The sequence below is a fragment of the Glutamicibacter sp. NPDC087344 genome, from assembly GCF_044744225.1.
Classification (GTDB): domain Bacteria; phylum Actinomycetota; class Actinomycetes; order Actinomycetales; family Micrococcaceae; genus Glutamicibacter.
In genome coordinates this window covers 511,514-528,985 of the sequence record NZ_JBIUXY010000001.1, presented here as the reverse complement: position 1 = coordinate 528,985, position 17,472 = coordinate 511,514, and the positions used below count along the sequence as shown (strand labels likewise).

Here is a 17,472-nt window from a genome sequence, read left to right as displayed (position 1 = left end):
GATGGACTGCAATTCTTTGGGGGACTGCTCCGACGCGCGGATCGTGCGGATCTACGAGTACCTCGACGGAGCCCTCACGCTGGCCGACCTGAAAGAGGTCAAAGCCCACCTGGAGCACTGCCCGGAATGCACCGAGCAGTACGACCTGGAATGCATCATCCGCTCGGTGGTGCGCCGCAGCTGCCAGGAGCAGGCCCCGCAGCAGCTCAAGGCCAACATCATCACCCGCATCTCCCAGATCAGGATCGAATCCGGCCACTAGGCTGGTGCCGCCGGCACCCTTGAGCAGACGCCGTCACGCCCCTTGCGGGCATCAAGGCACCAAGGCACAAGAAAAACCCCGTATCGCTCGAAATGCTTCGAGTGCTACGGGGTTCTTCGTCTGTTCGCTTCGCTTAGCTGTTTGGGCGCTTGCCGTGGTTGGCACCGCCACGCTTGCGATCGCGACGCTTACGAGCGCGCTTCGACATGGTGACTCCTTAGAGGGATCAATTTCAACTGCTCGAAGGTTTCGAGCCGACTAATAGTCTTTCACATTTGGGTGGCAAAAACCTAACGGGCACCGTGTGAGGTCGCCGTCCGGTGCCGGGTTGGCTATCCGGCGCTGGGTTCGGGCAGCTGCAGCCAGGAATACCAGCCGCGATGCAGCACCAGCCACGCCATCAAACCGTACCCGGCCTGGCCGGGCACCCCGCCCGAGGCGTTCAAATCCGCGCGCCATTGCGCGTGGGTGCGCAACGGTGCGAAGGTGTCGACATAATGGTGGTTGCGGCGCATCGCCACATCCGCATAGACCCGGTTCAATTCGGCAACCTTGTCATTGCGTTCATCATCCAAACCGGGAGCCGGGCCCACCAGCAACGCCTTGATGTTCATCTGCGAGGCCGAATCCAGGATGTTTGCCAGGTTCAGCCGGCTGCGTGCGGTGCTCACCCCCAGGTCGACGTCGCGATCGGACAGGGCGATCACCAGCCGGTTCTCAAACTGGTCGCTGAACCGCCGCGAGGCCTCGCCCATCCAGCGTTCGGCCAGGGCTTCGGAGCCTTCGGCCGGGGCGGCCAGCACAAATGACTGCAGGCGCAGCGCGGGATCCTGGGTGCGCGCCATGACGCGGCCGAACCAGCCCAGGCCCCGCGGGTCGCCGTGGCCGGCAAGAAGTTCGTCTCCGATGGCGGTGATACGAATGGTGCGTAACTCCAACTTGGCGACCTTTCGTTGGGAGAAGATGTATCGCTGTCAACCTTAGCAGTGTTGCCGTGCCCGATCCGGGAGGTGGCACGGCATTAAATGCCGCAGCCGGCGAACCAGCAGCCCGCTGAGCGGGTGCGGTTCGCCGGCTGCGGCGCCGGGGACGACGTCGAGGCGGCTTAGCGGGCGAAAGCCTGCTGCATCAACACTGCGTTTTCGGCTTCGTGGCGCTTGGCGTTGCCGGCCGAGGTCGCCGCAGATGCCGGGCGCGAGGCCAGGGAGATCTGCTGCTGCAGGTGCGGTGCCACGTACAGGCCGAAGAACGGCCACGGGCCCTGGTTCGCCGGCTCATCCTGGACCCAGGTCGCCTTGGCGTTCGGGTACTTGGCCAGCTGGGCGGCAATCTGCTCCACCGGAGCAGGGTAGAGCTGCTCCACCCGGATGATCGCGGTCTTCTGATCCCCGGCCTTGGTGCGGGCGGCCAGCAGGTCGTAGTACACGCGGCCCGAGCACAACAGCACCTTGTCCACGGAGTTTGCGTCGGTGATCGAGGCGTCGCCGATCACTTCCTGGAAACCGCCGCTGGTGAAGTCCTCCACGGAGCTGGCCGCGGCCTTCAGGCGCAACAGCTGCTTCGGGGTGAAAACGATCAGCGGCTTGCGTGGGCGGGCGTAGGCCTGGCGACGCAGCAGGTGGAAGTGGTTGGCACCGGTGGAAGGCTGGGCCACCACCATGTTGTTCTCCGCGCACAGCTGCAGGAATCGCTCGATGCGGGCCGAGGAGTGATCCGGGCCCTGTCCCTCGTAGCCGTGCGGCAGCAGCATCACCAGGGAGGATGACTGCGACCACTTCTGCTCGGCGGAGGAGATGAACTCGTCGATCACGGTCTGCGCGCCGTTGACGAAGTCGCCGAACTGCGCTTCCCACATCACCAGCGCGTCCGGGCGCTCCACGGAGTAGCCGTATTCGAAGCCCAGGGCCGCGTACTCGGAGAGCAGCGAGTCGTAGATGGAGATCTGCGCCTGGTCCTCGGAGAGGTTCTTCAGCGGGTACCACTCGTTGTCGTTCTCACGATCGTGGAAGACCGCGTGGCGCTGCACAAAGGTGCCGCGGCGCGAATCCTGGCCGGCCAGGCGCACCGGCACACCTTCCATGGACAGCGAGCCCAGGGCGGCCAGCTCGGCGAAGCCCCAGTCGATGCCGCCTTCGCGGGCCATCTTGGTGCGGCGCTCAAGCAGCGACTTCAGCTTGGTGTGCATCACAAAACCCTCGGGGATCTGCGAGTGCACGTCCCCGATGTGGGCCAGGGTCTGCGCGGAGATGGCCGACGGGCGAGCCCCGTCCTGGGTGTTCTCATCGGCGGCCTGGGCGAATGGCTTCTCCAGGTCGTTGATGGTCGAGCCCGGGGTGATGATCGGGATCGGCGAGGTCTGCGCGGCATGGGTCTCGGCGAAGATCCGCTCCAGGGAACCCTTGTACTCGGCCAGTGCGTTGTCCGCCTCTTCCTGCGTGATGTCCCCGCGACCCACCAGGGCCTCGGTGTACAGCTTGCGGGTTGAGCGCTTGGCCTCGATCAGGTTGTACATGATCGGCTGGGTCATCGACGGGTCGTCGCCCTCGTTGTGCCCGCGCCGGCGGTAGCACATCAGGTCGATGACGACGTCCTTGCCGAACTTCTGGCGGTACGCGAAGGCCAGCTGGCCCACGTGCACCACGGCCTCCGGGTCATCCCCGTTGACGTGGAAGATCGGGGCCTGCACGGTGCGGGCCACATCGGAGGCGTAGACCGAGGAACGCGAGGAGCTCGGAGCGGTGGTGAAACCGATCTGGTTGTTCACGATCACGTGCACGGTGCCACCGGTCTTGTACCCCGGCAGCTGGCTCATGGCCAGAACCTCGGAGACCACACCCTGGCCGGCGAATGCCGCGTCGCCGTGCACCAGGATCGGCAGCACCGCATTGCCCGAGCCGAGCTGATCCAGCTTGGCGCGGGTGATTCCCTCGAGGACCGGATCCACGGCTTCCAGGTGCGACGGGTTGGCCGCCAGGTAGACCTTGGTCTGGTTGCCGGCATCCGAGGTGTAGGAACCCTCGGTGCCCAGGTGGTACTTCACGTCGCCCGATCCCTGGACCGAGCCCGGGGTGGCGGTGCCTTCGAATTCGCGGAAAACCTGGGCGTAGGTTTTGCCGGCGATGTTGGTCAGCACGTTCAGGCGGCCGCGGTGGGCCATGCCGATGGCCACCTCGTCGAGCTGCTCATCGGCCGCGTCGGAGATGATCGCGTCCAGCAGCGGAATCAACGATTCGCCGCCTTCCAGCGAGAAGCGCTTCTGCCCGACGAACTTGGTCTGCAAGAAGGTCTCGAACGCCTCGGCGGAGTTCAGCTTGCTCAGGATGCGCAGCTGCTCTTCGCGGGTCGGCTTGGCGTAACCGCTTTCCAGCTTGGCCTGGAACCAGGCACGCTCCACCGGGTCCTGCAGGTGCATGTACTCGGTGCCGATGGTGCGGCAGTAGGCGTCGCGCAGGATGCCCAGGATGTCGCGCAGCTGGGCGCGGTCCTTGCCGCCCAGGCCGTCGGCCAGCCATTCGCGATCCAAATCCCACAGGGTCAGCCCGTAGGTCTGGATGTCCAAATCCGGGTGCTTGCGCTGGACGTATTCCAGCGGGTTGGTGTCCGCCATCAGGTGGCCGCGCACGCGGTAGGAGTTGATCAGGTGCTGAATGCGGGCGACCTTGTTGATCTGCAGGTCGATGTCGACCTGGTTGTCAACGGCCCAGCGCACCGGCTCGTACGGGATGCGCAGCTGCTCGAAGATTTCGTCGTAGAAACCCTGCTCGCCCAACAGCAGCGATTCGACCAGCTTCAGGAACTCGCCCGAACCCGCACCCTGGATGACGCGGTGGTCATAGGTGCTGGTCAGGGTGATGTGCTTGCCTACACCCAGGCGGGCGACGGTGGTTTCGGCCGAGCCGCGGAACTCCGCCGGGTATTCCAGCGCGCCGACGCCGATGATGGCGGCCTGGCCCTTGGACAGGCGCGGCACCGAGTGCACGGTGCCGATGCCGCCGGGGTTGGTCAGCGACACGGTGGTGCCTGCGTAGTCGTCGGCGGTCAGCTTGTTGGCGCGGGCGCGCTTGATCAGGTCCTCGTAGGTGGCCCAGAACTCGTTGAAGCTCAGGGTCTCCGCGGCCTTGATGTTCGGCACGGCCAGCATGCGGGTGCCATCTGGCTTCGGCATGTCGATGGCGATACCGAAGTTCACGTGAGCCGGCTGGATCGCGGTCGGCTTCTTGTCGATGACATCGTAGGTAACATTCATCGACGGGATCTGGCTCAACGCACGAATGACGGCGAAGCCGATCAGGTGGGTGAAGGAGATCTTGCCGCCGCGGGCGCGCTTGAGGTGGTTGTTGATGACGATGCGGTTGTCGATCATCACCTTGGCCGGAACGGCTCGCACGGTGGTGGCCGTCGGGACCGCGAGGCTTGCATCCATGTTGGTTGCGATGGCCTTCATCGGCCCGCGCAAGGCGGTGCGCTTTTCCTCGCCGAACAGTTCGGTCGACGGGGTCGGCTTGGGTGCCTGGGCTGGAATTGGAGCGGTCTTCGGCGACGGCTCGGCCTTCTTGACCGGTGCGGCGGCAGCCGGGGCTGGCTCCGTGGCGCGGGCTTCGGCGGCCGCGCGTGGTGCGGCCGGTGCCGCAGGGGCTGCCGGTGCCGGCGTGGTTGGGGCAGCGGCCGCGGCCGGCTTCGCTGCCGGTGCGGCCGGTACCGACTTTTCAGCGGCGAGGGACTCGAAAATGTCCCACCACTTCTTGTCTACCGAGTTCTTGTCAACGAGATACTGTTCGAATAGCTCATCTACTAGCCATTCGTTTCCACCGAACTCTTCAGTAAGTCGGTGGTGTGCTTGCTCTGGCACGTGCAACGCCTCTTCCCTGATTTCTACGTTGTTCTAGCTTGAGCCGGTGGTCTGACGAGGACGTGATATTGACCGCCGAACTCACTTTGATTTCTAGACCTGCCGACCAGTCTAGTAACTTTTCTACGCACTTGGCCACGGCACGTATCGAAACTCACGAAAGTGGCGCAAATGACACTGCCGTTTATCGGGTTGCTGACACCGTTGAGCGTAAGCCGCGCGGGGTAATGCAGATTTGCCCGCCATTGGCTAGACTGAGTCGCACTATGGAATCACACTCTCCTAGCCGGCCAGACGCCCGTAGGCGCAGCGCCGGCCACGTCAGTCCATCTCCGTTAAGTTCCGGTTCCGCATTGGAGCCTTCTAGTTGCCCCCATCTGGGGCGCGGAGAAACACCATCACAACCATTGCGCGGGTGGAGCTAAACACCCATGGAATGGCTCTATATAGTTTTTGGCCTGCTGTTGATCCTGGGCACCGGCTTTTTTGTGGCCGTGGAATTCGCCCTGGTCGCACTGGATAAAAGTACCGTGCAGCAGGCGGTCGATGCCGGCGAGGGTGGCGCCAAGCCACTGATGCAGTGCCTGACCTCCCTTTCGACACAACTTTCAAGTTGCCAGCTGGGCATCACGCTGACCACATTGCTCACCGGTTACGTGCTGGAACCCTCGCTGAGCAAGCTGCTGGCACCGCTGCTTGAAGCGCTGTCCATCGGCGGCGCCAGCGCCACCGCGATCTCCGTGGTGATTTCTATGGTGATTGCCACACTGCTCTCGATGCTGATCGGCGAACTGGTTCCCAAGAACCTCGCCATCGCCCAGGCCATGGGAGTGGGCAAGGCCCTGGCCCGACCGCATCTGCTGTTCACCGCGATTTTCAAACCAGCCATCGTGGTGCTCAACGGGTTCTCCAACGCGGTGCTTCACCGCTTTTTCGGGCTGGAAGCCAAAGAGGAGATCTCCGCCGCCCGCTCCTCGCAGGAGCTGGCATCCCTGGTGCGCCGTTCGGCGCAGCTAGGCACCCTGGATGTGCAGACCGCTCGTTTTGTGCAGTCGACGATCGAATTTGCCGAGCGCACGGCCGCTGATGTGATGACCCCGCGCACCTCGATGGCCACCATCAACTCGGAGGCGCCGCTGTCCGAACTGATTCAGGCGAGCGCGGAAACCGGTTTTTCACGCTTCCCGGTGATCGAGGGTTCAAGCGATGAAATCCAGGGTGTTTGCCACATCAAGGCGGTGGTTTCGGTGCCGCGCGAACGCCGCGCCGCGCTTCAGGTCGGCGAGTTCGCCCACGATGCGTTGTATGTGCCCGAAACCATCCACCTGGACGTGCTGCTGGAGCAGCTGCGCGAGGCCGAATACCAGCTGGCCATCGTGATGGACGAATACGGCGGAACCGCCGGACTTGTCACCTTGGAAGACCTGGTCGAGGAGATCGTGGGGCAGGTGTCCGACGAACACGACGAGGATGAAGAGGAAGCGGTCACCGGGCCCGACGGCAAGTGGCTCTTCCCGGGGATGTACCGACCGGACGAGGTGAATGAACACGTGGGGCGCGAAGTTGTTCCCGATGATGCGTCCTATGAGACCGTCGGCGGTTACATGCTGGCCGAACTGGGCCGGATGGCGCAACTCGACGACCAGGTGCGCACCGCGGCCGGGGTCTTCACGGTGACCGAATTGGATGGGCGGCGCATCGCCCAGGTCAGCTTTGAACCTGCACCGACCCAGCTTGAGGAGGGCGAATGAGCGACGCCATGGGCCTGATCTGGCTGGTGATCCTGCTTGCCTGCAACGCGTTTTTTGTGGCCGGCGAATTCGCGGTGATGTCCGCGCGCCGCTCGCAGATCGAACCGCTGGCCGAATCGGGCAACAAACGAGCCAAGGTCGCGCTGTATGCGATGGAGCATGTTTCGATCATGCTTGCCGTCTGCCAGCTGGGCATCACGGTCTGCTCCCTGCTGATCCTGAATATCTCCGAGCCGGCCATCCACCACCTGTTGGCCGAACCGCTGATGCTGGTGGGCCTTTCCGAGTCGGTGGCCGATACCGTGGCCTTCTTGATCGCGCTGATCCTGGTCACCTTCCTGCATGTGACCTTCGGCGAGATGGTGCCGAAAAATATTTCGGTCTCCGTGGCGGACAAGGCGGTGCTGCTGCTGGCCATGCCGCTGGTTGGCCTGTCAAAGGTCCTCAAGCCGATCACCGCGCTGTTGAACGGGGCGGCGAACCTGGTGTTGCACGCGTTCGGGATCGAGCCGAAGGACGAGGTCTCCAGTTCCTACACCGCCGCCGAGGTCCGCACCATCATCGACACCTCCTCCGAGGAAGGCGCGCTGGATGAGGAGGACGCGCTGCGGCTGACCAAGGCGCTTGAATTCTCCAGCGTCACCGCCGCAACGTGCATGGTCCCGGTCGAGAACCTGTTCACCCTGGAATGGGGCACCGCCACGGCGCGCGAGTTTGAGAAGAAGGTTGGCAAAACCGGGTTCTCGCGCCTGCTGATCACCCGCGACGATGTCCCGGTGGGTTACTGGCACGTGAAAGACGTGATGCTGATCGACGACGCTCATTCAACGGCCCCGCTGCTGGATGTGGACCTGCACCCGCTGGGCAAGCTGAAGCAGGACACGGAGATCGAGGATGCGCTGGAAACCATGCGCCAGGAGGGAAATCACCTCTCCGCGGTGGTCGACGATCACGGCAGGACCCTGGGGGTGGTGTTCCTGGAGGACATCATCGAGGTCCTGGTGGGCGAGATCAGCGATTCAACCCGGAAACGCGTGGCCCCGCCGCGCAGCAATCCCGGGGTTTAACCCCCTTGCCGCCGCCCGGCGCGGCAGGACGCCCCGAGCCAGGCGCGTAATGCGAATGACTCGCAACTGATAGGATTAACTGCGGTACCGTTCCCACGGTGCCGCAGTTTTTCGTTTCCTGCCCCACCAGTTTCCCGCCGCGAGGCGAGGGACGCGGGTTGGAATATCCCGCAGCACCCACTGAGAAAGCCGTCCGATGAGCCCTACCCCGATCGTTACCTTCGAGCATGCACGGCTTGCCTACGGCCCGCGAGTCCTCTGGGAGGATTTGAACCTGAAGGTTCAGCCGGGGGAGTTTTTGGCGGTGCTGGGCCCCAACGGGTCGGGCAAAACAAGTTTTGTCAACACCATGCTGGGCACCACGGCCCTGGACTCCGGCTCGGTGTCTATTGCCGGAGCCCCGGTGCGCCGCGGGTCGGCGCAGGTCGGGCTCATCCCGCAGCAGCGCCCCTTTGGCGACAATGTGCCGCTGCGCGCCCGCGACCTGGTCGCGCTGGGGATCGACGGCACCAAGCTGGGGATCCGGCTGGCCCGGAAGCAAGTGCACACCCGGGTCGACGAGTTGCTTGAACTGGTCGGCGCCAGCTCTTACGCCAACCGCCCGGTCTCCGACCTCTCCGGCGGCGAGCAGCAAAGGCTGCGGGCGGCCCAGGCGCTGGCTGGCGACCCCAAGGTGCTACTGTGCGATGAACCGCTGCTGTCCCTGGACCTGCACCATCAGCAGGCGATCAGCGAGGTGATCCACCATCAGGCGGTGCGCCGCGGCAGTGCGGTGATTTTTGTCACCCACGAGATCAATCCGATCCTGCCCTACGTGGACCGGGTGCTGTACCTGGCGCAGGGGCGTTTCCACTTGGGCAGCGTGGACGAGGTGATGCGCTCCGAGGTGCTCACCGAGCTGTACGGCGCCCCGGTCCAGGTGCTGCGGGTCAACGGGCGCATCGTGGTGCTCAGCGGGGAAGCGAACCGGGTCTTGCCGCCGGACGGGCACGATCACACCCAGGACGAGGCCGCCGCGGCCGGCGCGCGACGCGACACCGGAAAGCAGGGCTAGGCGTGGATTTCACGAGCTTCATCGAGAAGGCGTTCAACTTCCAGGACTACGCGCAGCTGCTGCCGCTGGTTGGCAATTCGCTGATCGCCGGCGCCGCGCTGGGTGTTGTGGGCGGGCTGATCGGCATCTTCATCATGATGCGCGACATGGCCTTCGCCGTCCACGGGATCGCCGAGCTGTCCTTCGCCGGCGCCGCCTTTGCGCTGCTGATCGGCGCGGATGTGGTGACCGGCTCGGTGTTCGGATCGCTGATTGCCGCACTGATCCTGGGGGTGCTGGGGACCCGGGCACGCGATAGGAACTCCATCACCGGGGTGCTGATGCCCTTCGGGCTGGGCCTTGGCATCTTGTTCCTCTCGCTCTACGAGGGGCGCAGCGCCAATAAGTTCGGGCTGCTCACCGGGCAGATCGTCGCCGTCGACGACGTCCAGCTCTCAGGCATGCTGGTGCTCAGCGCCGTGGTGGTGCTGGCGCTGATCCTGATCTGGCGGCCGCTGACCTTCGCCAGCGTGGACCCGGTCGTCGCCAACGCGCGCGGGGTGCGCACCTCGGGGCTGTCGATCGTATTCATGCTGGTGCTCGCGCTCGCGGTCGCGGTGACGATCCAGGTGGTGGGGGCGCTGCTGGTGCTCGCCCTGCTGATCACCCCGGCCGCCGCGGCCATGCGGGTCAGCTCCAACCCGGTGCTCACCGTGGTGCTCTCGGTGGTGTTCGCCCAGCTGGCGGTGGTGGGCGGGATCCTGCTGGCGCTGGCCGGCGCGTTGCCGATCAGCCCCTACGTCACCACGATCTCCTTCGCGATCTACCTGGTCTGCCGGGGGATCGAGGCGGTGCGTTCGCCGCGCCGGCACCAGGTGTAGCGCACCGGGGAACTATGAGCCGGTGCACGGCATCAGCTCAGCACCCTCACAGCCTGCCGCCGTAATGTAGGAACTACCTCAAAGGTGCGAGTGATGATTCACCGGTGGCCCCGTCAGTCTTGTGACGGGGCCACCGGTGGTTTAACCGCGGTGTTCGAACCGGGCCGTGGTCTTGACCCCCGCCCCGATCCGCACAAGGATCGGAAGATGACGCAGAAACCAGCCACACAGATCTGGTCCCTGGTGCACGCCGAGCGGCAGGCTCTGATCGGCGACCTGCAGGGACTTCACGCCGCCGACTGGGCTAATCCGACGGCTTGCCCGGGATGGAACGTGCACGATGTCGCCGCGCATCTGGTGGATAACGCGCTCACCACACCCCTGGGTTTTCTCCGCAGGCTGGTGGCCGCAAGGCTCGATTTCGACCGGCTGAACCAGCGCGGTGTCGATGCGCTGCGCGCGATGGATCCGGAGCAGCTGCTGCGGCGGTTGCGGCAGGTCGCCGGGCGTCGAACCGGCCCGCCGGCGGCGCCGGCGAGCCGGCTGGTGGAAGAAATTGTGCACGGGGAGGATATCCGCCGGGCGGCGGGGCTGCGCCGCGACTACCCGCACCGGGCGCTGGAACTGGCCCTGGGGTACCAGGCGCACACCGCCCAAGAATTCGGCGGGGCGCGCCAGCTGGCGCAACGGGTGCAGCTGGTCAGCGCGGACGGTGGTTTCAGGCTCGGGCTTGGTCCCGAGCTGCGCGGGCCGCGGCTGGAACTGCTATTGCAGCTCACCGGGCGCAGGGCCCGCCCGGGAAGCCTGAGCGGGGCCGGGCTGGCGCTGCTCGCAGAACACCCGCGGCACCCCGGGGAGTAGCGGCCGGCATGCGGCGGCCGCGGTGCAACCGGACTCAGGAGGCCCGGCAGGCGGCGCAGGTGCCGTAGATCTCCACGGTGTGCTCCGGGTCGCTGAAGTCGTTTTCCGCCGCGACCCGGGCCGCCCAGCGTTCCACGGCGGGAGCGAGCACCTCCACGGTTTTGGAGCACACCCGGCAGATGAGGTGATGGTGATGGGCCTCGGTGATGCAGCGGCGGAACCGTGCCTCGCCGTCCGCGCTGCGCAGCACGTCAACCAGGCCGTCGTCGGACATCGACTGCAGCAAGCGGTACACCGTGGCCAGCGAAACCTTTTTCTCCGCGTCCTGCAACCAGCGGTGCAGCTCCTGCGCGGTGGCGAAGTCATCCACCTGTTCCAGGGCCGCTTCCACCGCGACGCGTTGTTTGGTGATGCGAGTTTCGGGCTGTGTCATACTCATGCACCAGTCCTCTCCTAATGTGGCATGCAAGCTGTGCAGCACCGGCCCGCGGGTGGTCAAAGAAGCCCAGCCACCGGCCGGTTAACCCAATTTTAGCCAACTTTGCCCGCAAGGGTGTGTCTGGTGCTGGCACGGTACGCCGCCGGAGCCTACGCTAATGACATGCGTATCATACCCAGAGGCCATTCGTGCCTGGAACTGAGCACCGTTGACGGCTCGCTGCTGCTCGACCCGGGGTCCTTCAGCGACCTGACCGGTGCGTTCGAGCATAAGCATGCGGTGCTGATCACCCACCAGCACGCGGACCACGCAGACCATGGCGCGCTCACCGCGGCGCTGGTGGCCGATGCCGTGCTTGAGGTCTACGCCCCGGCCGGTCTGGCCGACACCCTGCGTGTCGAACTGCCGCCGGCACGCCGCGCGCAGGTGCATACCGTGCACGCCGGCATGGATTTTGTGGTGGGCGGCATCCGGGTGCGGACCTTCGGCGGGACCCACGCGGTGATCCACCACTCGATCGACCTGGTGGCCAACGTCGGCTACCTGATCGGGGACGCGGCCGTTGGCCGGGTGCAGATCTTCCATCCGGGGGACAGCTATCAGGTGCCGATCGGGGTGCACCCGGATGTGCTGCTGCTGCCGATCATGGCGCCGTGGGGAAAACTTGCCGAAGCCGCGGATTTCGCGATCGCGGTGGGTGCCCCGCTGTGGGTGCCGATCCACGACGGATTGCTCAACGATCGCGGCAGGGCATTGTTCGACCGTCAGCTCGGTGCGCTCGCAACCCGCCACGCCGCCAGCTACCAGCGACTGAAGCCGCGCGGCGAATATCAGGTGGCACAGCTGCTGGCCGACGCGGCGAGCTCGCGCGCCGATGCCGGAGACGGGCAGGGACACGCATGAGCCCGCTGATTTCCGCCCCGCAGCTGTCCGCCCTGCTCCAAGACCCGCAGGCCGCACCGGTGCTGCTGGATGTGCGCTGGTCGCTGGGCCGCGACGACGGGGCCGCGCTGTATGCCGCCGGGCACATTCCCGGGGCGGTGTTCGTGGACCTGGAGCGCGAGCTCTCCGGCGCCCCCGGAGCGCAAACCGGCCGCCACCCGCTGCCGCTGCCGGCGCACTTCGAGGCGGCCGCCCGCCGCTGGGGTATCAACCCCGACTCGCAGGTGGTGGTGTACGACGACTCCGGCGCACTGGCCGCGGCCCGGGCCTGGTGGCTGCTGCGCCACGCCGGATTCGAGAATGTGGCGGTGCTGGACGGCGGGCTGGAAGCCTACCGCGCGCTGCCAGGCGCCGCGCTGGCAGCCGGGGAGCAACACAACACCCCGGGCACCGTCGCCCTGTCGTGGGGGCGGATGCCGGTGATCGAGTTCGCCGACCTGGCCGGGTTTGATTCCACGCTGATCGATTCGCGCGCCACCGCCCGCTACCTGGGAATCGAGGAACCGATCGACCCGGTCGCCGGGCACATTCCCGGGGCGCGCAACCGTCCGACCACCGACAACCTGGATTCGCAGGCGCGCTTCCTGCCCGCCTCCCAGTTGCGCGCGGGTTTCGCCAAGCTCGGGGCCGACGACGGGGGCGCGGCCGCGTACTGCGGCTCCGGGATCACCGCGGCCCACCAGGTGCTTGCCGCGCACGTCGCCGGAATCGGGTTGGCGCTCTACCCTGGCAGCTGGTCCGAATACTGCTCGCACCCCGAGGCGCCGGTTGCCACCAGCGATGAGCAGCACCGCCACTAGAATTCCGTGCCGGCCCGGTGCGGGTCCGGCCCTCAGTTAGCGCCCGCCCGCGCGGGCAGAAAGGCAGCACATGAGTACGCTGTTCACCAAAATCATCAACGGGCAGATCCCCGGCCGCTTCGTCTGGTCCGACGAGCAATGCGTCGGCTTTTTATCGATCGGCCCGTTGAGCGACGGGCACACCCTGGTGGTGCCGCGCGCGGAAATCAACGAATTCACCGACGCGCCCGACGAACTGCTCACCCACCTCACCCTGGTCGCCACCGCCATTGGGCGCACCCAGAAACGGGTGTTCTCCGCCGCGCGCGCCGGGCTGATGATCGCCGGGTTCGAGGTTCCGCACCTGCACGTGCACGTCTGGCCGACCAATTCTCTGGCGGACTTCGATCTGGCGAACGCGGAGGTGAACCCGGATCCGTCCCGGCTGGATGCCAACGCGCAGGGGCTGCGCGAGGGGCTGCGCGCCGATGGCCACAGCCAGTTCGTCCCCGCCGACTAGGCGCCAGCGTCGGCCGCATTCGGCCACCGCGCCCGCCAGCCACCGAGCCTGCCGGCCACCGGCGCCGCCGGGAACATCCTGGCGGCGCCGAACGGCGGGTTTACAACATGGCCAAACCGTCCTTGATGGCCTTGCGGATACGCTTTTCGCTCACCGAGTAGGCGGTCCCCAACTCCTGGGCGAAGAGCGAGATCCGCATCTCTTCCAGCATCCACTTCACCTCGCGCAACGCGGCCGGCAGCCGGGCGCCCTCGGGCACCCGATCCAGCGCGGCATCGTACTCGTCCTCCAGCTTCTGGATTACGGACAGCGCCTGCGAATCGCGGGTGAGCGCACCGCCGGTCAGCTTCTCCAGGCGTTTTTCGATGCCTTCGAGGTAGCGCGGCAGGCGCACCAGGTGGGCGGCACCCGTCGCGGCGATAAACCCGGGATAAATCAGCTGCTCCAGCTGCGAGCGGATATCGCTCAGCGCGCCGTACATCGCCAGCGACCTGGTGGCCTTCAGCGCTTTGGCAATGCGGGTGGACGAGGCGAAAACCTTGGCGACGATCGCGGTGATGGTGAACACCGTGTCGATCTGCTCGGCGCGCACCGCCTCGAAAAGCGCCTCGAATTCTGCGCGATTCATCGGCAAGCGCTCGGGCACCAGCTTGTCCACCGCGGCCAGCGTGCAATCTTCGATCAGGTTGTCGATCGAACCGTGCGGGTTCTGCGTGAACACCAGCTTTTCGGCGTTGTTCAGGTGCGAGATCACAAACTTCGCCGCCGGCGGCAGGCGCAGCATCAGCAAGGCAATCACCCCGGTGCGGTGAGCCGCGTCGCGTTCAACGGGGGATCGGAACACCGTCAGATCCACGCTGCCTGCCTGCGCGATCAAGCCCGGGTACGCGGTGATCTGCTGGCCCATCACGGTGGTGCTCACCTTTGGCGGGAGCGTGTCACCCAGGGTATCCCCGGCGGCTTCAAGCTGCGGCCAGGCCTGGAGTTTTTGCTGGTCCCAGGCCCCGGAACCGCGTTTGCCACCCGCAGCGCCCGCGGCGCCCTTAACACCCTTGGCATCCGCGGAGCGGGCATCTGGTTTGCCGGCGCGACCAGGTTTGCCCGAGGCGCCGGGTTTCCCCTTCAACGCGGCACCGGGGGAGTTCACCCCGCTGGCCAGGGCGGCGCGGTTGGCCGCGGCCAGTTTGTACTGCAGCTGCGCCAGATCATCCCCCTGCCCCAGCACCTTGCCGGCCGCGTCGGTGACGGTGAAACCGAAACGCAGGTGGGCCGGCAGGGCGGAGAAGTCGAATACCTCCGGATCCACCACGATGCCCCGCAGCCGGCGCAGCACCAGCGCCAGCGAGGGCGCCAGATCGTCGGTGTCCGCGTCGAAGTCGGACTCGAGCATCGCCAGCGCCTTGCCCGCCACATCCGGGGCGGGCACAAAGTTTTTGCGGATCGCCTTGGGCATGGAGCGAATCAACGCGGTGAGCAGTTCGTGGCGCAGCCCCGGGATCAGCCAGGCAAAACGCGCCGGGTCCAGCTGGTTGAGGAACACCACCGGAACGGTGAGGCTCACCCCGTCGCCCTCCGCGCCGGCCGCGGCCGGGTTGTACTCGTAACTCAGCGGCAGGTGGATCCCGCCCAGCGCCCAGCTGGTGGGGAAGGCGGTTTCATCCAGCGCCCGGGCGTCGGCGGCCAGCAACGCCTCGGGATCGAAATCCAGCAGTGCCGGCTCCGCGGTGCGGGCCTTTTTCCACCACCGGTCGAAGTGCCGCTCGGAGAGGATCTCTGCCGGCAAGCGGGCCTCGTAGAAGTTGAACAGGTCCTCATCGCTGATGCGCAAATCGTGCCGGCGCATGCGGGTCTCAAGTTGCTCGACTTCTTCGAGCAGGGCCCGGTTTTTCGCGAAGAACTTGTGGTGGGTTCTCCAATCGCCCTCCACCAGCGCATGGCGGATGAACAGCTCGCGGGCCAGCGCCTGGTCCACCCGCCAGTAGTGGAACTGCCGGCGCGGCACGATCGGCAGCCCGAAGAGCGTCACCTTCTCGTAGCCCATCACCGAGCCATTGCGCTTGGACCAGTGCGGCTCCGAATAGGTGCGTTTGATCAGGTGCGGGGCCAACTCCTCGACCCACGCCGGGTCGATCACCGCGTTGGTGCGCGCCCATAGCCGGGAGGTCTCCACCAGCTCGGCGGCCATCACCCAGGTGGGGGACTTCTTGAACAGCCCCGAGCCGGGGAAGATCGCAAAGCGGGTGCCCCGCGCGCCCACGTAATCGCGTTTGCGCTCGTCGTACAGCCCGATGTGCCCCAGCAGGCCGGACAGCAGCGCCTTGTGCACTGAATCCTCGTTCGCCGCCGGTTCGATCGGGGCGGCGGCCACGGTGATGCCCAACGGCTTGGCCAGCTGGCGCAGCTGGGTGAACAGGTCCTGCCATTCGCGCACCCGCAGATAGTTGATGTGCTCGGCCTTGCACAGCCGGCGGAACGCGGAAGAGGACAACTCGTTCTGCTGTTCGCGCACGTAGGCCCAGAGGTTGAGCAACGCGGTGAAATCGGACTTCTCATCGGCGAAACGTTTGTGCAGCTGCGCGGCGCGCTCACGCTGGCCGGTGTCCTGGCTGGGGCGTTCGCGCGGATCCTGGATGCTCAGTGCGGCGGTGAGCACCATCAGCTCCTTGGCCACCCCACGCGCCGCCCCCTCGACAATCATCCGGCCCAGCCGGACGTCCACCGGCAGCTGCGCCAGCTGGCGGCCCACCGCGGTGATCTTAGCCCGCTTGTCGCCTTCCAGGGCGCCGAGCTCACGCAGCAGGTTCACCCCGTCGGCGATCGCCCGCGATTCCGGCGGCTGCACAAACGGGAACTCGGAAACCTCAGCCGCCGAGGCCACCACCCCCATGGAGATCATCTGCAGGATCACGCTGGCCAGGTTGGTGCGCAGGATCTCCGGATCGGTGAATTCGGGGCGGGCCTGGAAATCGTCTTCCGCGTAGAGGCGGATCGCGATGCCTTCCGAGACACGCCCGCAGCGGCCCGAGCGCTGGTTCGCGCTGGCCTGGGATACCCGTTCGATCGGCAGCCGCTGCACCTTGGTGCGGTGCGAATACCGGGAGATACGCGCCGTTCCGGTATCGATCACGTACTTGATCCCCGGCACAGTCAGCGAGGTTTCGGCCACGTTGGTGGCCAGGATGATGCGCGGTGCGGACCCCGGGTGGAACACCCGGTGCTGCTCGGCCAGCGAGAGCCGGGCGAACAGCGGGAGCACCTCGTAGCGCGGCAGGCGTTTATTGGCGGCGACCAGGGCGCGCAGGGCGTCGGCGGCGTCGCGGATCTCGCGTTCGCCGGAGAAGAAAATCAGGATGTCGCCCGGGGCCTCGCCGGCCAGCTCGCGCACCGCGTCGGTCACCGCGTCCAGCGGGTCGCGGTCGTCTTCCAGCGAGCTGGCATCCGCATCGTCATCCAGTTCGTCCTGCGCCTCCAAGGGGCGGTAGCGCAGTTCAACCGGGAAGGTGCGCCCGGAAACCTCCAGGATCGGCGCGGGTTTCAGCTCGCCATCGGCATCCAGGGTCCCGAAGTGGGCCGCGAAGCGTTCGGGGTCGATGGTCGCGGAGGTGATGATGATCTTCAAATCCGGGCGCCGGGGCATGATCTGCTTGAGGTAGCCCAGCAGGAAATCGATGTTCAGGCTGCGCTCATGCGCCTCGTCGATGATGATCGCGGAGTACTTCTTGAGCAGTTTGTCGCGCTGGATCTCGGCCAGCAGGATGCCGTCGGTCATCACCTTCAACTTGGTCTGCCGGGAGACCTCCCCGGTGAACCGGACGTGGAAACCAACCTCGTCGCCGATGCTGGTGCCCATCTCCTCGGCAATACGCTCGGCGACCGTGCGCGCGGCCAAACGCCGCGGCTGGGTGTGGCCGATCATGCCCTTTTCGGCAAGGCCCAGTTCGATGAGCATCTTGGGCAGCTGCGTGGTTTTGCCTGAACCGGTTTCGCCGGCGATCACAACCACCTGGTTATTGGCCACGGCGTCGAGGATGTCCTCGCGGCGACCGGAGACGGGCAGGGCTTCGGGATAGGAAATGGTTAGCGCCATG

The 17,472-nt window shown here is 66.0% G+C and carries 14 protein-coding genes; 9 read left to right on the top strand and 5 right to left on the bottom strand.

Annotated features, from left to right (window positions below; translation table 11 throughout):
• The first annotated feature begins 1 nt into the window (after nt 1).
• Complete coding sequence (rsrA, locus tag ACIOWL_RS02320) at nt 2–262, top strand: mycothiol system anti-sigma-R factor (RefSeq protein WP_400381187.1); 261 nt, start codon at nt 2–4, stop codon at nt 260–262.
• 133 nt (nt 263–395) lie between these two features.
• On the opposite strand, the gene ACIOWL_RS02315 is transcribed toward rsrA, so the two are convergent.
• The 3 genes from ACIOWL_RS02315 to ACIOWL_RS02305 all read right to left on the bottom strand — a co-directional run bounded on the left by ACIOWL_RS02315 (nt 396) and on the right by ACIOWL_RS02305 (nt 5,111).
• Nucleotides 396–470 (bottom strand): 50S ribosomal protein bL37, encoded by a 75-nt coding sequence (locus tag ACIOWL_RS02315; RefSeq protein WP_369299107.1) that lies wholly within the window; start codon nt 468–470, stop codon nt 396–398.
• 124 nt (nt 471–594) lie between these two features.
• Entirely contained in the window at nt 595–1,200 is a 606-nt protein-coding gene (locus ACIOWL_RS02310; protein WP_400381184.1) for a GDSL-type esterase/lipase family protein, read from the bottom strand.
• A 167-nt stretch (nt 1,201–1,367) separates the two neighbouring features.
• Complete coding sequence (locus tag ACIOWL_RS02305) at nt 1,368–5,111, bottom strand: multifunctional oxoglutarate decarboxylase/oxoglutarate dehydrogenase thiamine pyrophosphate-binding subunit/dihydrolipoyllysine-residue succinyltransferase subunit (protein WP_400381182.1); 3,744 nt, start codon at nt 5,109–5,111, stop codon at nt 1,368–1,370.
• 431 nt (nt 5,112–5,542) lie between these two features.
• Here ACIOWL_RS02305 and ACIOWL_RS02300 point away from each other — a divergent pair, with 431 nt between their 5' ends.
• The 5 genes from ACIOWL_RS02300 (at nt 5,543) to ACIOWL_RS02280 (ending at nt 10,704) form a co-directional block, all read left to right on the top strand.
• The gene (locus tag ACIOWL_RS02300) at nt 5,543–6,862 is read left to right on the top strand and encodes a hemolysin family protein (RefSeq protein WP_400381179.1); all 1,320 of its coding nucleotides are present in this window, start codon (nt 5,543–5,545) and stop codon (nt 6,860–6,862) included.
• A complete protein-coding gene (locus ACIOWL_RS02295; RefSeq protein WP_400381176.1) occupies nt 6,859–7,929 on the top strand; it encodes a hemolysin family protein in 1,071 nt (356 codons plus the stop codon). The genes ACIOWL_RS02300 and ACIOWL_RS02295 overlap by 4 nt, the downstream gene beginning before the upstream one ends.
• Nucleotides 7,930–8,125: 196 nt before the next feature.
• Nucleotides 8,126–8,983, top strand: a complete 858-nt coding sequence (locus ACIOWL_RS02290) for a metal ABC transporter ATP-binding protein (RefSeq protein ID WP_400381173.1) — start codon at nt 8,126–8,128, stop codon at nt 8,981–8,983.
• 2 nt (nt 8,984–8,985) lie between these two features.
• Nucleotides 8,986–9,843 (top strand): metal ABC transporter permease, encoded by an 858-nt coding sequence (locus tag ACIOWL_RS02285; protein ID WP_400381170.1) that lies wholly within the window; start codon nt 8,986–8,988, stop codon nt 9,841–9,843.
• Between the two features lie 207 nt (nt 9,844–10,050).
• Nucleotides 10,051–10,704: a maleylpyruvate isomerase family mycothiol-dependent enzyme gene (locus tag ACIOWL_RS02280; protein WP_400381167.1), complete on the top strand. Its 654-nt coding sequence runs from the start codon at nt 10,051–10,053 to the stop codon at nt 10,702–10,704.
• Between the two features lie 34 nt (nt 10,705–10,738).
• Here the strand turns inward: ACIOWL_RS02280 and ACIOWL_RS02275 are convergent, their stop codons facing one another.
• On the bottom strand, nt 10,739–11,137 hold the full coding sequence (locus tag ACIOWL_RS02275; protein WP_400381532.1) for a Fur family transcriptional regulator: 399 nt from the start codon (nt 11,135–11,137) through the stop codon (nt 10,739–10,741).
• A 168-nt stretch (nt 11,138–11,305) separates the two neighbouring features.
• Between ACIOWL_RS02275 and ACIOWL_RS02270 the strand changes: the two genes are divergently transcribed.
• The 3 genes from ACIOWL_RS02270 to ACIOWL_RS02260 all read left to right on the top strand — a co-directional run bounded on the left by ACIOWL_RS02270 (nt 11,306) and on the right by ACIOWL_RS02260 (nt 13,384).
• The gene (locus tag ACIOWL_RS02270) at nt 11,306–12,046 is read left to right on the top strand and encodes an MBL fold metallo-hydrolase (protein ID WP_400381165.1); all 741 of its coding nucleotides are present in this window, start codon (nt 11,306–11,308) and stop codon (nt 12,044–12,046) included.
• Nucleotides 12,043–12,885 (top strand): sulfurtransferase, encoded by an 843-nt coding sequence (locus tag ACIOWL_RS02265; RefSeq protein WP_400381163.1) that lies wholly within the window; start codon nt 12,043–12,045, stop codon nt 12,883–12,885. Before ACIOWL_RS02270 ends, ACIOWL_RS02265 begins: the two co-directional genes overlap by 4 nt.
• 70 nt (nt 12,886–12,955) lie before the next feature.
• Entirely contained in the window at nt 12,956–13,384 is a 429-nt protein-coding gene (locus tag ACIOWL_RS02260) for an HIT family protein (protein ID WP_400381161.1), read from the top strand.
• Nucleotides 13,385–13,484: 100 nt separating this feature from the next.
• Here the strand turns inward: ACIOWL_RS02260 and hrpA are convergent, their stop codons facing one another.
• Nucleotides 13,485–17,471, bottom strand: a complete 3,987-nt coding sequence (gene hrpA / locus ACIOWL_RS02255; RefSeq protein WP_400381158.1) for an ATP-dependent RNA helicase HrpA — start codon at nt 17,469–17,471, stop codon at nt 13,485–13,487.
• Between the last annotated feature and the right edge of the window lies 1 nt (nt 17,472).